General features: G+C 67.0%; 11 protein-coding genes and 2 tRNA genes. 5 read left to right on the top strand and 8 right to left on the bottom strand.

Annotated features, from left to right (window positions below; all coding sequences use genetic code 11):
- Positions 1-7 precede the first annotated feature (7 nt).
- Entirely contained in the window at positions 8-1312 is a 1305-nt protein-coding gene (locus G9E11_RS17665; protein ID WP_190608108.1) for an ABC transporter substrate-binding protein, read from the bottom strand.
- Positions 1313-1539: 227 nt separating this feature from the next.
- Here G9E11_RS17665 and G9E11_RS17660 point away from each other — a divergent pair, with 227 nt between their 5' ends.
- Positions 1540-2742 (top strand): ROK family transcriptional regulator, encoded by a 1203-nt coding sequence (locus tag G9E11_RS17660; protein WP_190608101.1) that lies wholly within the window; start codon positions 1540-1542, stop codon positions 2740-2742.
- Between the two features lie 77 nt (positions 2743-2819).
- On the opposite strand, the gene G9E11_RS17655 is transcribed toward G9E11_RS17660, so the two are convergent.
- From G9E11_RS17655 to G9E11_RS17645, 3 genes are all read right to left on the bottom strand, one after another.
- Positions 2820-4391 carry a Na+/H+ antiporter gene (locus G9E11_RS17655; RefSeq protein WP_190608082.1) on the bottom strand — a complete coding sequence of 524 codons (1572 nt, stop codon included), beginning with the start codon at positions 4389-4391 and terminating at the stop codon, positions 2820-2822.
- Between the two features lie 124 nt (positions 4392-4515).
- Positions 4516-5175 carry an NAD(P)H-binding protein gene (locus G9E11_RS17650; RefSeq protein WP_190608080.1) on the bottom strand — a complete coding sequence of 220 codons (660 nt, stop codon included), beginning with the start codon at positions 5173-5175 and terminating at the stop codon, positions 4516-4518.
- A 79-nt stretch (positions 5176-5254) separates the two neighbouring features.
- On the bottom strand, positions 5255-5827 hold the full coding sequence (locus G9E11_RS17645) for a dihydrofolate reductase family protein (protein ID WP_190608078.1): 573 nt from the start codon (positions 5825-5827) through the stop codon (positions 5255-5257).
- 229 nt (positions 5828-6056) lie between these two features.
- Here G9E11_RS17645 and G9E11_RS17640 point away from each other — a divergent pair, with 229 nt between their 5' ends.
- On the top strand, positions 6057-6800 hold the full coding sequence (locus G9E11_RS17640; RefSeq protein WP_190608076.1) for an HNH endonuclease family protein: 744 nt from the start codon (positions 6057-6059) through the stop codon (positions 6798-6800).
- 272 nt (positions 6801-7072) lie between these two features.
- On the opposite strand, the gene G9E11_RS17635 is transcribed toward G9E11_RS17640, so the two are convergent.
- From G9E11_RS17635 to G9E11_RS17620, 4 genes are all read right to left on the bottom strand, one after another.
- Positions 7073-7146, bottom strand: a tRNA-Met gene (locus G9E11_RS17635).
- 61 nt (positions 7147-7207) lie between these two features.
- A tRNA-Thr gene (locus G9E11_RS17630) sits at positions 7208-7279 on the bottom strand.
- A 283-nt stretch (positions 7280-7562) separates the two neighbouring features.
- Positions 7563-9668 (bottom strand): DEAD/DEAH box helicase, encoded by a 2106-nt coding sequence (locus G9E11_RS17625; protein WP_190608073.1) that lies wholly within the window; start codon positions 9666-9668, stop codon positions 7563-7565.
- Positions 9669-10069: 401 nt separating this feature from the next.
- A complete protein-coding gene (locus tag G9E11_RS17620) occupies positions 10070-10723 on the bottom strand; it encodes an MOSC domain-containing protein (RefSeq protein ID WP_190608071.1) in 654 nt (217 codons plus the stop codon).
- Between the two features lie 245 nt (positions 10724-10968).
- Here G9E11_RS17620 and G9E11_RS17615 point away from each other — a divergent pair, with 245 nt between their 5' ends.
- The 3 genes from G9E11_RS17615 to G9E11_RS17605 are packed head-to-tail and all read left to right on the top strand — an operon-like array spanning position 10969 to position 14459.
- Positions 10969-11715 carry a Tat pathway signal protein gene (locus G9E11_RS17615; RefSeq protein WP_190608439.1) on the top strand — a complete coding sequence of 249 codons (747 nt, stop codon included), beginning with the start codon at positions 10969-10971 and terminating at the stop codon, positions 11713-11715.
- Between the two features lie 3 nt (positions 11716-11718).
- Positions 11719-12939, top strand: coding sequence for a glutathionylspermidine synthase family protein (locus tag G9E11_RS17610; protein ID WP_190608069.1), 1221 nt, complete (start codon positions 11719-11721; stop codon positions 12937-12939).
- On the top strand, positions 12936-14459 hold the full coding sequence (locus G9E11_RS17605; RefSeq protein ID WP_190608067.1) for an APC family permease: 1524 nt from the start codon (positions 12936-12938) through the stop codon (positions 14457-14459). The genes G9E11_RS17610 and G9E11_RS17605 overlap by 4 nt, the downstream gene beginning before the upstream one ends.
- The last annotated feature ends 2 nt before the right edge of the window (positions 14460-14461 follow it).

Here is a 14461-nt window from a genome sequence, read left to right as displayed (position 1 = left end):
GGGCGGATCAGACCGCGGTGCGCTCGGCGACCCGGCGCCATTCGTCGTCAAGGGCGGAAAGGAACTGCTGGCTGTTCTTGCCGTACACGAAGGCCTGGACGTAGTTGTACAGCGGGACCGACGGCGGGAAGTAGGTGGTGGCTCCCTGGTAGTAGCGCCCCTCCCGCACCGAGGCGGCGAGGCCGGTGATCTGGGGGTTTTCGACGGCGGGAGCTTCCTTGAGCGGCGAGAACGCCGCGTTCTTCTCGTTGTAGGCGTTCACCACCGAGGGGTCCAGCAGGTAGCTGACGAACCGCCGCGCGGCCGCCATGTTGGGGGTGTTGCGCGTGATGGACAGGGCCATGTCCACGTTCACCCGGACCTTGGTGTCCGCGGGGTTGTTCGTGACGGGCAGCGGGAAGCTGCCGAGCCTGACGTTCTTGTTGGCGGCCACGAGCTGGGAAAGCGCCCACGGGCCCTGCAGGTACATCGCCGCCTGGCCCTTGGCGAACGCAGCATTGCCGTCCGCGTAGTTCTTGCTGGCGGCGCCCTTCTGCGAGAAGGAAGCCAGCTCCAGCATCTTGGGCAGGGCGGGACCGAAGTTGCTGGTGAAAGACTCCGCGGCGTCCGCGCTGATGGCGGCGCCCTTGGCCGTGAGCCTGGCGAAGAAGTCCGCGATGTCGAGGGCGCCGCCGGCCACGTAGTCGAACATGCCCTGCCCGAGGGTCCAGTTGTCCTTGAAGGTGCCGTAGATGGGGGTAATGCCGGCGGCCTTGAACTTCTCGCAGGCAGCGACGAACTCGTCCCACGTCTTGGGGACGGACACGCCCTGGGCTTCGAAGATGTCCCGGCGGTAGATGACCCCGGCAGCGGCGAGGGAGAACGGGAGGGCGCTGGTCTCATGCCCGTTGTACTGTCCCCACGAGCTGACCAGGTCCTGGATCTTGGGGTCGATCGTGGACGCGGCGGGCAGGTCGGAGAGGTCCGCGAACACGCCCTTGCGGACATAGTCGGCGGTGGCCTGGGCGAAGCCGCGGGTCACGACATCGGGCGGGTCGTTGCGGACCAGGCCCGGAACGAAGTTGCCCTCGTTGAAGTCCTGGATGACGCGGATGTCCGGGTTGAGCGCCTCGAAGTCCTTGATGACCTGGTTAAAGTAGGCCACCACCTCGGGCTTGTTCTGCATAAAGCGCAGCGTGCTGACGCCGTTCTGGCTGCTGGGCCCAGAACCACTGGGCACGGAGCCGCAGCCCGCCAGCGGAAGGACGGCTGCCGCGCCGGCGAGCCCGGCGGCCTTGAAGAGCGCGCGGCGGCTGAGCGGGGTTGCGCTCACAGCGCGGAGGCCGGGGCGGAGTGCCGGCAGGTGGCGCGCGGTTGCGGGTTGCGGAATGGGGAGTAATTCAAAGGGCTGATCACAGTTGCTCCTTTGCAAAAGGCGGAGAAAAGCTGGAGGGAAATTTCCGTGGCCGGTGGCCGTCCGGCCCACGTGGTTATTTTATATGGAATCTAAATTTAGTTCCTCAAGTATTATGTGGGGCAGAGCACAAGGAGGTCAACACCATGTCCGAAATGACGGCGGCCACGCCCCAGCTGCTGCGCCGCGTGAGCGCCGGGGCGGTCCTGGACTTCATGCGCGCCTCCGGTGCGGTGACAGTCACTGAGGTCATCCAGGCCACCGGCCTGACCCGGGCCACCGCCATCTCCGTGTGCGAGGACCTCATGCAGCGCGGGTGGATCACCGAACTGGAGAACCAGCGCGCCTTCGGCGGCTACCAGAAGGGGCGGCCTGCCCGGCGGTTCGAACTCAACGAGCGGGCCGGCTACGTCCTGGGAATGGACGTGGGCTTCTCGAAGGCAACGGTGGTGGTGTCCGATCTTCGCGGCAAGGCGCTGGGACGGGCCAGCCAGCCGTTTGACATTGAGGACATATCCGCTGAGGAACGGGTGGCTGTCATTGACCGGGCCGCCATGATGGCGCTGCACGGCGTCGGGGCCTCCCCCGACGCCGTGCTGGCCGTAAGCGCCGGCATCGCCGCCCCGGTGGATCGGAAGGGCAACGTCCTCGCGTCCCAGCACTTCTGGGGGCTGTTCGACGTCGGCCTTGGGTCCGCGCTGCACAAGCTGCGGGGATGGACGGTGCTGCTGGAGAACGACGCCAACCTGGCAGCCCTGGGCGACCGGTGGCGGGGAGCGGCGGCGGGTGTGGACGACGTCGTCGTGATCCTGGCGAGTGAGCGCTTCGGTTCCGGCGTCATCGAAGGCGGCCGCCTGCTCCATGGCAGCGGCGGCGGCGCGGGTGAACTCGCGTACCTGGACCTGGTGGAGGGCGTGGGCGACACGTTCGGCATAGCGATGCTGGCGCGGATCTGGGCCGCGGAGGCGCTGGAGGGCACCGCAAAGACGTCCCTCCGCGACCATGCGGCCACGGGGGCCGAGGCGGAGCACGTCTTTGCCGCGGCGGCCGCCGGCGACTCGGAGGCGCTGAAAATCCTGGACCGGCTGGCCGACAGGATGGCCCGGGTCATCGGCTCGGTGGCCACCATGATCAACCCCGAACTCGTGGTGATCGGCGGGGCCGTGGCCAACTCTGCGGGGGTCCTGCTCGGGCCCATTGCCGCCCGGCTGCCGGAGTTCACGGCCACCCCGCCGCGGGTGGCGGTCTCGCCGCTGGGCGATTCAATCGTGACAGTGGGCGCGGTCCGGCGTGCCCTGGACTACGTGGAGACGAACACGCTGGACCTGGAGCTCAACCTTCCGGCGTAAAACAAGACAGGTGCGTACGTACACCTGGGGCCCCAAAGTCAAACACTCTTGGGCCCCAACTGTACGTTCGCGCTGTTCTACTCCGGCATGATCATGGTCCGCAGGTCGAGCTGGCGCAGCACCCTGTCCGCCACTTCGGGGTCCATGTCCGGTTCACTGCGGGCCGCGACGACTTCCTGCCGCGCAGCATCCAGCGCGATGGTCTGGACCGCGATGGCCAGCTCCCTGCCCCGCTCACGCTTCTCGGCCAGGCTCTCGTTGCGGAGGCTGCCGTCCAGCAGTTCGGCATGGAGCCGGGTCATCTTCTCCTTGACCAGCGCCACCTTCTCCGGCGGCAGCTCCTTCATGAGCTCGTTGTCCTTCAGCGCGGCCACGGCGGCCGCCTGGGCACGGCGGGCCAGGAGCCGGGCGGCGTCGCGCTCCTCCGTGCCGTCCTGGGACGCGTTCAGGACCTTCATCAGCCACGGCAGGGTCAGGCCCGGCAGCACCAGTGTGGCCAGCAGCACCGCACAGGCGATGACCAGCAGTTCATCCCGCGCCGGGAACGGCGTGCCGTCCGCGAGCGTCAGCGGCAGTGCCAGCGCAAGGGCCAGGGTGGCGAGGCCGCGCATGCCGCACCACGTCAGGATCAGGACCTCCTTCGCGGAGGTCGGCTGCAGCAGGTTCTTCCGTTTGCGTGCTGACACCGCCAGCAGTCCCAGCCAGCCGAACCGGACGGCGAACACCAGGACACAGACCACGACGGCGGTTCCCACCATGCCGAAGATTGCCGCGCCCTCCGTATGGACCACGTCCTGGATCTCGAGCCCGACGAGTCCGAAGGCAAGCCCCGTCACCAGGAGCTCCACCACGTCCCAGAAGGCCGTCCGGGTCACCCGTTCCGCGGCGTCCTGCGGGCGGGTGTGCCGCTGCATCTCCAGGGCGGTGACCACAACGGCGATAACGCCGGAGGCGTGGAATTCCTCCGCCAGGATGTAGGCGGCAAAGGGCACCACCAGGGTCACGGCGCTGCGGGCCACCATGGAGGCCACGAGCCGCGTGATCAGCGACGTTAGCCAGCCCATGGCGATGCCGACCACGACGGCAAGTGCAGCACCCACGACGAACTTGAGCACGACGTCGGGCCCTATCCGTGTACCGCCGACGGCGGCGGCAACAGCTGCCTGGAAAATGACGATGGCGGCGGCGTCGTTGAACAGCCCTTCGCTCTGCAGCACCGTGATAAGCCGCCGGGGCATGTGCACGCGGCCGGCAACGGACTCCACCGCGACAGGGTCAGGCGGGGCCACCATGGCTCCGAGCGCGATGGCGGCGGGGATCCCGATGCCCGGGATCATGAGCCAGGCGGCGCCGGCGACCACCGCTGTGGAGATGACCACCAGGGCCACGGCCAGCATGATGAGTGTGCGCCACCGGACCCGGAAGACGGCCCAGGAGCTCCGCTGTGCCGTGGCGAATAGCAGCGGCGGAAGGAAGATCGGCAGGATCAGCTCCGGCGGAATCTCGATATCCGGGAAGCCCGGGATGAATGTCAGCGCCACAGCCAGCAGCAGCATCAGGACCGGATAGGGCAGCCGCAGCCGGTCCCCGAGGCCTACGGCCACCACGGTGGCGAGCAGGAGCCCGATGATGAGTGCCAGCTGGTCCATGTGCCCACTTTCCCCGGAATGCGCCGCGCCTCTGGACGGAGGGCGGCCGTGCCTTTCAACACTACCGGGAACACCCGGGGCGGACTCGTCAGCTGCGCTGCTTCCTGCCGGGCTACCCCCAGGGCTACTGCAGGGCGTCCAGCGCGGCCGAGACCGGCTCCGTGCCGTCGCGGAATTCGATGGTCCTGCGGGCAGTTTCCGGCCGCTCCAGCACCGCGGCGGCAACGATGGCCACGTTTGCGCGCGAGGTGTGCGTGCCGGAGCCGGCGTCCTCGGGGTTCACGTCGATCAGACCGTTCCCCGGCCCCTCGGTCAGGGAGCCCGGACCCAGGATGGTCCATTCGAGGTTGGTGCCGCGGAGGTACGCGTCGGCGGCGGCCTTGGCCTCGGCGTACGCGTGGAAGCTGTGGCCCTCAGGAACGCCGTGGTCCGGGCCTGCGCCAAAGTAGGACACCATCACGTAGCGCCCGACGCCGGCCTCCGCGGCCGCGTCCATGGAACGGATGGCGGCGTCCCGGTCCACCGCGTACGTGCGGGCCGGGTCCCCTCCCCCGGCGCCGGCTGACCAGACCACGGCGTCGTGGTTCCGGAGTGCGGCGGCGATGTCCGCCGTCGTCGAGTTTTCAACGTCAAGGACCGACGGCGATGCACCGGAGGCGGCGACGTCGGCCGCATGGTCGGGGTTGCGGATGAAGGACGTGACGCTGTGCCCCTGTTCGGTGAGGAGGGCGGACAGTTGCAGGGCCACCTTGCCGTGGCCGCCGATGATTGCGATGCGGGTCATGTCCCCATTGTGTCCCACCCCTGTCCCAGTCGCTGCGCCGGGCGCAGGCCATCAGCCCGCCCCTCTGCATTCAACCCGGTCATTCGGTCCGGTTGGCGTAGCGGAGGAACACCGTGCCATTGCCGAACCGCCGCTCCTCGAGCAGCTCAAGCCGGAGGCGGACGTCGTCCGGGAGGAAGCGCTTGCCGCCGCCCACAGCCACGGGCGAGAGGAACATCTGGAACTCGTCCACCAGCCCGGCCCGGATGGCCGCCGCGGCGAGCTCCGCGCCGCCCACCGCCAGGTCCCGGCTGGCGTCTGCCTTGAGCCGTCCGACAGCGCCGGCGCTGAAGTCCCGCTCGATCCTGGTCCGGGCGGTGGCCACATCCTGCAGGGTGCGGGAGAAGACCACCTTGTCCGCTGCCTTCCAGAGGTCGGCGAAGTCACGGATGTAAGCGGGCAGGTCGGCGATCTCGCCGAAGTCCTCCGGATGCTCCCAGGCGGCCATCACCTCGTACATCCGGCGGCCCAGCAGGTGGGTTCCCGCCGGCCGCATCTGCTCGTTGACGAAGGCGTGCACCTCGGCATCCGGCTGGGCAAAGTCGAATTTGCCGTCCCGGTCCGCGACGTACCCGTCGAGGGACATGAGTCCGGAGTAGATCAGTCTGGCCATGCCGGCTCCTCTTGTCCGTCTGGCTGTTCGTATGCCTCCTGCAGCAGTCCGACCTTAGGTTCATGCCGCCCGAAAGACAACGCTTGCGCTGATTTTGGCGGCAGTCGCAACGTTCCCACAGGATTGCGTCAAGACCCGATCAAGGATCCGGTTCTCCCATATTCCGGCTGACATGCTGGTTGATGCATCAAGCAATCCGTACTGTTCCAGGAATCATCATGGGGGAATCATGCCGCTAGGCACGTTCAATCACACAGGCCCGTTCAAACAGGCACGACGCCGGGCGGTTGCGGTCACGGCGTCCATCACGTCCGGCCTTTGGGTCCGGTCGCTCTCCGCTACCGCCGTGGCCGCCGGCCTGCTGCTCACCGGGCTGGCCGTCCCTGCCGAGGCTGCCAGCTACTATTCCGCCCCGCTGCGCACCGCCGCCCGCGCCCTTTCGGTGGCCGCGGAGAACAATGCCGGCTACGACCGGACGCGCTACTTCGGCACCTGGCTGGACACCAACCGGGACTGCCAGAACACCCGGGCGGAGGTCCTGCTGCAGGAGGCAAAAGCGGCCGCGACGTACACCACCACGCGCCGCTGCACCGTGCGCACGGCCCGCTGGGTCACCAGGTGGGACAACCGCACGCACACCCTGGCGTCGGCCGTGGAGATCGACCACACCGTGCCCGTCCACGAGGCGTGGGGCTCAGGTGCCCGCTACTGGTCGCAGGCTCGCCGTGTGGCGTTCTACAACGACCTCGCTGACAGCCGGTCCCTGAACGCGCAGACGGCGGCGCTGAACTCCGCCAAGCAGGCGAAGGGTCCTGAGGCCTGGATGCCGCCGGCCAACCGCTGCGAGTATGTCGGCAACTGGATCGCGGTGAAGATCCGGTGGAGCCTGCGGGTGGACAGCGCCGAGAAGGCAGCCCTGATCCGCTACGCCGACTCCTGCCCCAACGTGCGCATCAGCGTCACCAAGGTTTAGGCCTGCGCGGGAGCCCCGCAGCCGAAAAAGCCCCGCACCGCCAGACTGAGCAGTTCAGAACGGGGATGCGGGGCTTTTTCGTACTTTGAGCCGTGGGGCCGGTCCAAGACGGGGCACTTCGGCACGGGAGACGCCGGCCGCCGTCGTGATTTACGACGCCGGCGCGCCCAAAGTGCCCCACGACGGATCCGCGTTGGCCGGGCCCCCAAAACCAGACCATGCCCAAAACAAAAGCAGGCCAGGGGCTGAATGCCTCTGACCTGCAGTCTCTGTAGCGGTGGGGAGGCTCGATCTCCCGACCTCACGATTATGAGTCGTGCGCTCTAACCAACTGAGCTACACCGCCATGAATGAGAAAAACCTGTGTCAAGCCGGTCAAGACCGCCTTGACACAGGCCCTCATTCAGAGCCCCCCACCGGAATCGATCCGGTGACCTCGTTCTTACCAAGAACGCGCTCTACCACTGAGCTAGGGGGGCAACGAGTAAATACTCTACCGGAAGATTTCGCACTCAACAAATCGGCGGCATAACGGGGTCCGCAGGGCCGAAAAAGCCCGGAAATACAGGCTCGGAGGGGGCTGCAAGCCACCTCCGGATGCTTCTTGAGGACCTTTCCGGACGCGGATGTGACGAAGGAAACACACCGCCAGGTAGAGCGGCCTTTAAATAGAAACAGGCCGGCTGATCAGCCGGCCTGTTTCTATTCGGATGCGGAATTCACCGCAGCGTCATCATCGCGGGAATTATCGCGATGATGTGACTACCACTTGCCCTTGCGGTTGAAGTCGCGGTGGCCGCCCTCGTTGCCGTGGCGCGGCTTGCGCGAGCCGTCGCCGTGGCCGCCGAACCGGGAGTCGCTCGACTGGCTGCGGTCACCGAAGGAACGTTCGGAACGTTCGCTGTACGAACGGCCGCCACGGTCAGCCGAGGATCGCTCGCCGTCGTTCTTGCGGAATTCCTTCTTGAAGCCGCCGCCGCCCTTGAAGTTGCCGCCGCGGTCGCCGCCACGGTTGCCCTGGTAGCCGCCGCGGTCACCGGAAGGCTTGCGGCCGGAGTCCAGCTCGAGGTGGATCAGCTCGCCGCCGATCCGTGTGCGGGACAGGGCCTTCAGCTGATCGGGGCTCAGGTCGGCCGGCAGCTCGACGAGCGAGTGGTCCGAGCGGATGTCGATGCCGCCGATCTGCGACGACGAAATGCCGCCCTCGTTGGCGATGGCGCCCACGATGGAACCCGGCATGACGCGCTGGCGGCGTCCGACGGCGATCCGGTAGGTGGCATTGCCCTCAGTGAGCGTACGGGTCGGGCCGCGTGAGCCGAAACCGTCCTTGGACCGTTCGCGCTTCTGGTACTCCGGAGCAGCAGGCAGTTCCTTGACCAGCAGCGGCTGGCCGCCTTGGGCCATCACGGCCAGTGCCGCAGCGATTTCTGCTGCCGGCACGTTGTGCTCTTCCTCGTAGGACGCGATCAGGTCACGGAATGCCGCCACGTCCTCGGACTCGAGCGTCTCGGTGATGCGCTCGGCGAACTTGCCCAGACGCAGGGTGTTCACTGTTTCGGCGGTGGGCAGGTGCATCTGCTCCACCGGCTGGCGCGTGGCCTTCTCAATGGAACGCAGCAGGTACTTCTCGCGCGGAGTCATGAACAGGATCGCGTCGCCGGAACGGCCGGCACGGCCGGTGCGGCCGATACGGTGCACGTAGGACTCGGTGTCGTGCGGGATGTCGTAGTTGACCACGTGGCTGATGCGCTCGACGTCCAGGCCGCGGGCGGCGACGTCGGTGGCAACCAGGATGTCGATGCGGCCTTCCTTGAGCGCGTCAACGGTGCGTTCGCGCTGCTGCTGCGGGATGTCGCCGTTGATGGCGGCAGCCTGGAAGCCGCGGGCGCGCAGCTTGTCGGCGAGGTCCTCGGTGGCCATCTTGGTGCGGACGAACGCGATGACGCCGTCGAACTCTTCGACCTCGAGGATGCGGGTCATGGCGTCGAGCTTGTGCGGGCCCATGACCTGCAGGTAGCGCTGGCGGGTGTTGGCGCCGGTGGTGGTCTTGGACTTCACCGAGATCTCGGCCGGGTTGTTCAGGTACTGCTTGGACATCCGGCGGATCTGGCTCGGCATGGTGGCGGAGAACAGTGCCACCTGGCGGTCCGACGGGGTCTGCTGGAAGATCTGCTCCACGTCTTCGGCGAAGCCCATGCGGAGCATTTCGTCGGCCTCGTCCAGCACCAGGTACTGGAGCTCGGACAGGTCCAGGGAGCCCTTGGCAATGTGGTCGATCACTCGGCCGGGAGTACCGACGACAACCTGTGCACCGCGGCGCAGGCCGGCGAGCTGGGGTCCGTAGGCGGAGCCGCCGTAGACGGGGAGGACAGTGAAGTCATCGATGTGCTTGGCGTACGAGGTGAAGGCCTCGGCGACCTGGAGCGCGAGCTCGCGGGTCGGGGCGAGAACCAGGGCCTGCGTCTTGCGGGACGGGCCGTTGAGGTCGTGGAGCTCGGCCAGACGGGACAGTGCCGGTACTGCGAATGCTGCAGTCTTACCGGTGCCGGTCTGGGCGAGGCCCACGACGTCGCGGCCTTCGAGCAGCAGCGGGATGGTTGCTGCCTGGATCGGGGAAGGCTTTTCGTAGCCGACGTCCTGAAGTGCGGCCAGCACGCGGCCGTCGATGCCGAGATCGGCAAACTTCACGCCTTCCTCATCGTCCTCATCGGCCTTGGCACCCGGGGCGGGGGTCTCAGCGGCAGGGGCAGCGGCTTCGGCGGGCTCGGCTGCGGGGGCAGCAGCCTCAGTGAATTCAACGTTGGCGGTTTCGGCGGTTGCCGTCTCGGTGGCGTCGATGTTCTGGGCGTCGTCGTGATTTTCGGGCATAGGGAGATGTTCCTCATCCATAGGGGGCCAGGCGGCACAACCCGAGGTGAGCGGAGCCGCAGTACATGTGCCGTGGGCGCCGGGCATACATTGACCGGCCGGTCACGTAGAAGTCCGGCGCTTTCGCAATCCCGTGGCAGGACTTCACACTGCATCTCTTGGCTGCTATCCCAGCAGTCTGTACAGCGTTTTCTTCAGCCGGCTCTCCCTATGAAACTGCCCGCATCACATTTGCGGGCCCCAACACTTGCCAGTCCTGCCTCAAAAATTGGGCAGGAATAAGGGATTTCCGGAGTGGGGGATATTTCAAGTGTAGGGCATGACCCCGCATGCGGACGAACCGAGGGACCGGCAGGGGCGGTGAGCTTGCGCACACAGGGCCGGCGGCCAGCTTCCGCGCACTAGCGGCCGACGCGCCGGAGCATCTTCTCGAAGCGGTCATGGTACTCGGGCTGCAGCCGGATTTCGCCGTCGGCCTCGGCGTCGCGAAGGGCCTCGATGGCGTCGACGTCGGGTTCGCTGAACCAGCGGCCGACGGTCACTCCATGCTTCGGAACGAAGAGGCGGTGGATGTGGTCGCCGGCCTGCACGGAGCCGGTCTTGGTAACGCGCAGGTAGGCGCCCACCCGGCCTGCCTGCGTGAAGCGCTTGACCCACTGGGCCTCGTCCATCCGCCGCTGGAAGGTCGCGCACGGAACCCGCGGCGAGGTGACCTCAACTTCAACGTCCAGCCCGATCCGCCAACGTTCACCGATGATGGCTCCCGTGGTTTCGATCCCCGCGACGCGCAGGTTCTCACCGAAGATTCCCGGCGGCAGTTCGCGCTGCAGCTCGCCGATCCAGTAGTCGGCGTCGGCCTGGGAGTAAGCGTAGAGTGCCTGGTCCTCTCCCCCGTGGTCGATGCGGCTGGCCTGGATGTCGGCGTGCAGACCAAGCTTGTGCACCTTGACCGGGCCGTCCACCGGCCGTTTGTCGATGGCGGTGACGCCCACGCTTCCCTCGTCCGGGAGGAGCTGGTGGACCCGGCAAACGGCAAGAAGAGTGGCTGTGTGCATGGCATTAGTCTAGGTTCTCGGCCTGACCAGCGCTTTTGGTGGTTTCGAGGGAATAGTTGGGCATGGAAATTTATTCACCGCAGCACCTTCCAGCCACTAGGCTTGCTGCAGTGTTCACCGGCTGGACGGACAGCCGGTTCTGCCGGCCGCAGACAAGCGTTCCGGCTGCCAACAGCACCCGCGTTCAGCAGCACCCGTATTCAACAGCACCCGTATTCAACAGCATGGAGCAGCAGAGGGGAACCATGGACCCGGAGAAGGACCCGAGCAAGGACGCTCACGGGGGCCGGAGCGACGACGTGTCGGGCGGGGACGGCCCGTCGTCGGGCGGCCCGGCCAAGCCGCCGCCATGGCAGGTGCCAAAGCCTGAGCTCCACCCCGAACTGCTGACCCCCGGCACGCCCGGACAGGAAAGCCGCGGACAGGAGGGCCCTGGACAGGAAAGCCACGGAAAGCCGCCGACGGGCAAGGCCCGCAAGGGAACCGCAGGTGCACAGAAGCAGGGCGCAGGCAACCAAGGCCCAGGTAACGAGAAACAAGCCGGCTTCCCCCAGCCCAGCCCCGTCTTCGACCCGTTCGCCCGTGACCGCGAGCGCGACGCCGCGGCACGGAAGAAGCGGTCGCAGCGCCGCACGGTGGTGGTGGGCCTCGGCGTCACTGCGCTCCTGGCCGGCACCATCACGGCAATTGTGGCCAGCAACGAGCAGGACCCCGACTACGCCCAGGTCTGCTTCAACGAGGAAACCGGTGAGCGCGTCGAGGACACCCAGTGCAACAGCTCGGCCGGGCGCGGCGGGGCCCTCTATGCCTGGTACTTCTATGCGCGCGGGGCCAGCGTCCCGGGCATTGGCCAGAACCGGACGGCCTACCCGAACTTCACCAGGACGGTGCCGCAGGGGGCCAAGACGTCCACGGGCTACAGCAGCAAGGGCGGCACAGTCAGCAGGGGCGGCTTCGGCAGCAGCTCCAAGGGCGGAAGCACGGGAGGCTAGGACTTGAAGCGGTTACTTTCGGAGCCCCGGCCGGACTGGAAGCAGAAGATTGAAGAGCAGGGCCTGGTGTTTTCCACCACCACCCTGCCCGGCGGCAAGAAGATCGAGTACTGGAACGAGGCCGCGTACTACGAATTCACCATGGACGAGGTGGAGGCGCTCGAGGTCACAGCGGAGGACATGCACAGGATGTGCCTGGAGGCCGCGAAGTTCCTGGCAACGGGTGCCATGGGCCCGATCGGCATCGGTCCGCAGGCGCTGGAACTGGCCGCAGAGTCGCTGCAGGCCGGCGACGTGGACATCTATGGCCGCTTCGACTTCATCTATGACGGCCAGGGCGGCGCCGCCAAGATGCTTGAGTACAACGCGGACACTCCCACCGGCCTCATCGAGGCGGCCGTGGCCCAGTGGTTCTGGCTGCAGGACGTCTTCCCGGAGAAGGACCAGTGGAACGGGATCCATGAGGCCCTGATCCGGCAGTGGAAGAAGCTGCAATACCGCACAGGGATGAGCACCTTGCACGTGGCCCACTCCGAGGCCGAGGAATCAGGCGAGGACTGGATGACGGCCGCCTACATGCGGGACGTGGCCGGCCAGGCCGGGTGGACCACCATCGGCATCAACATGTCGGACATCGGCTGGGACCCCAACCTCAAGCGCTTCGTGGACATGGACAACTTCATGATCAGCACCATCTTCAAGCTCTACCCCTGGGAGCTGATGATGAAGGAGCCGTTCGGCCACCGCCTGCTGCAGCGCTCGCACAATCCCCGCTGGGTGGAGCCCGCCTGGAAAATGCTGCTCTCCAACAAGGCGCTCCTGGCCGCCCTCTGGCACCTCTACCCGGACCACCCGAACCTGCTGCCCGCCTACCTCAATGATCCGGGCCCGCTGCGGGAGTGGGTGGCCAAGCCGCTGCACGGCCGCGAGGGCGACAACATCCGGATCCATGCGGAGGGCATCAGCCTGGAGAAGCCGGGCGGATACGGCCGCGAGGGCTGGTGCTACCAGCAGTACCACTCCCTCCCCGACTTCGACGGCAACCACCCGGTCCTGGGCCTGTGGGTGGTGGACGGCGAATCGGTGGGTTGCGGCATCCGCGAGTCGGACGGGCCGGTCACCGATTATTTCTGCCGCTTTGTCCCGAACACCATTGACGCGCCGGCGCCGCTGAGCATCCAGGCGGCACAGGCCAACGCGAACAAGGCAGGTATAGCTTTATGAGAACCCGAACGACGACGGCGGCCGGCGGCGCCGGGGGCCAGCCCGGCAGTGCCGTCCCCGGCAAGGGGCTCCGCGCCGGGATTCTGGACCTTGGGGACTCGGTGATGCTGGGCCTCGCCTCCACCGCGCCGGTGTACTCGCTGGCCGCGACGCTGGGCCTGATCGTCGCCGTCAACGGGAACTACACGCCGCTGATCCTGGTCCTGGGCTTCATTCCCGTGCTGTTCATCGCCTACGCCTTCCGCGAACTCAACAGCGCCATGCCGGACTGCGGCACCACCTTCATCTGGGCCCGCCGCGCCTTCGGCCCCTGGGCGGGATGGCTGGGCGGCTGGGGCGTGGCCCTGGCCGGCGTCGTTGTCCTGGCCAACCTGGCGCAGGTGGCGGGCCAATACCTTTGGCTCCTCATCGGCGACGGGTCACTGGCGGGGAACAAGGCGGTGGTGACAGCCACCGGCGTCGTTTTTATCGGCTTCATGACAATGGTCAACTACCGCGGGATCCGGCTGGGTGAGCACGTCCAGCGCACCCTGACGTACGTGCAGTACATTTCGCTGGGCATCTTTGCCGTGGCCATCATCGCCAGGATCGCCGGCCTCACCGGCGGGGCGCCGGCGGGCCAGCCGTTCGACGTCGAATGGTTCAACCCGGCCGGGGCCTTCGCCGATCCCGGCGCGGTGGTCCACGGCATCCTGCTGGCCCTGTTCATCTACTGGGGCTGGGACACGTGCCTGGCGGTGAACGAGGAGACTGAGAACCCGGCCACCACCCCGGGCCGCGGGGCGGTGATCTCGGCGTTCGTGCTGGTGGCCATCTACGTCTCGGTGGCGCTGCTGGTGATGATGTACGCCTCCGTGGGAACAGAGGGAATCGGGCTTGCCAACGCCGAAAACCAGGACGACGTGTTCCTTGCGATGAAGGACGTGGTGCTGGGTCCGTGGGGCTGGCTGATTGTGGTGGCAGTGCTGGCATCCGTGCTGTCCTCCACCCAGACCACCATCCTGCCCACCGCCCGCGGCACCCTGTCCATGGGCGTGCACCGGGCCCTGCCGCCGAAGTTCGGGGAGGTCCACGAACGGAACCAGACCCCCGGCTTTTCAACCCAGGTGATGGGCGCCGCCGCGGTCGTCTACTACGTGGCCATGAGCTTCCTCAGCGAGAATCTGCTGTCCGATTCCATCAGCTCCATCAGCCTGTTTATCGCGTTCTACTACGCCCTGACCGGCTTTGCCTGCACCTGGTACTTCCGGAACACCCTGCGTGAATCCGCCCGCAACCTGTGGTTCCGCGGCATCCTTCCGCTGTTCGGGGCCCTGCTGCTGACCGCGGCATTCTTCGTGTCCGCGGCGCAGATGTGGGATCCGGCCTACGGGAATACGCAGATCTTCGGCGTGGGCGGGGCGTTTGTCAGCGGCGTGGTGCTGCTGGCCCTGGGCGTCGTGCTGGCCGCGGTCTGCCGGTTCCTGCCGTCAACCCGTGAGTACTTCGTGGGCCGGAAGCAGGTTCCCGCAGGAAAATAGGG

The organism is Arthrobacter ipis (genome assembly GCF_014694315.1).
Classification (GTDB): domain Bacteria; phylum Actinomycetota; class Actinomycetes; order Actinomycetales; family Micrococcaceae; genus Arthrobacter; species Arthrobacter ipis.
The sequence above is the reverse complement of the archived record's forward strand: the minus strand, read 5'-3'. Positions and strand labels throughout refer to the sequence as shown.

Excerpts from the sequence above, each read along its gene's own strand:
- G9E11_RS17605 (WP_190608067.1), top strand. The coding sequence starts at position 12,936 with ATGAGAACCCGAACGACGACGGCGGCCGGCGGCGCCGGGGGCCAGCCC.
- G9E11_RS17655 (WP_190608082.1), bottom strand. The coding sequence starts at position 4,391 with ATGGACCAGCTGGCACTCATCATCGGGCTCCTGCTCGCCACCGTGGTG.
- G9E11_RS17640 (WP_190608076.1), top strand. The coding sequence starts at position 6,057 with ATGCCGCTAGGCACGTTCAATCACACAGGCCCGTTCAAACAGGCACGA.
- G9E11_RS17650 (WP_190608080.1), bottom strand. The coding sequence starts at position 5,175 with ATGACCCGCATCGCAATCATCGGCGGCCACGGCAAGGTGGCCCTGCAA.
- G9E11_RS17620 (WP_190608071.1), bottom strand. The coding sequence starts at position 10,723 with ATGCACACAGCCACTCTTCTTGCCGTTTGCCGGGTCCACCAGCTCCTC.
- G9E11_RS17660 (WP_190608101.1), top strand. The coding sequence starts at position 1,540 with ATGTCCGAAATGACGGCGGCCACGCCCCAGCTGCTGCGCCGCGTGAGC.
- G9E11_RS17645 (WP_190608078.1), bottom strand. The coding sequence starts at position 5,827 with ATGGCCAGACTGATCTACTCCGGACTCATGTCCCTCGACGGGTACGTC.
- G9E11_RS17625 (WP_190608073.1), bottom strand. The coding sequence starts at position 9,668 with ATGCCCGAAAATCACGACGACGCCCAGAACATCGACGCCACCGAGACG.
- G9E11_RS17615 (WP_190608439.1), top strand. The coding sequence starts at position 10,969 with ATGGACCCGGAGAAGGACCCGAGCAAGGACGCTCACGGGGGCCGGAGC.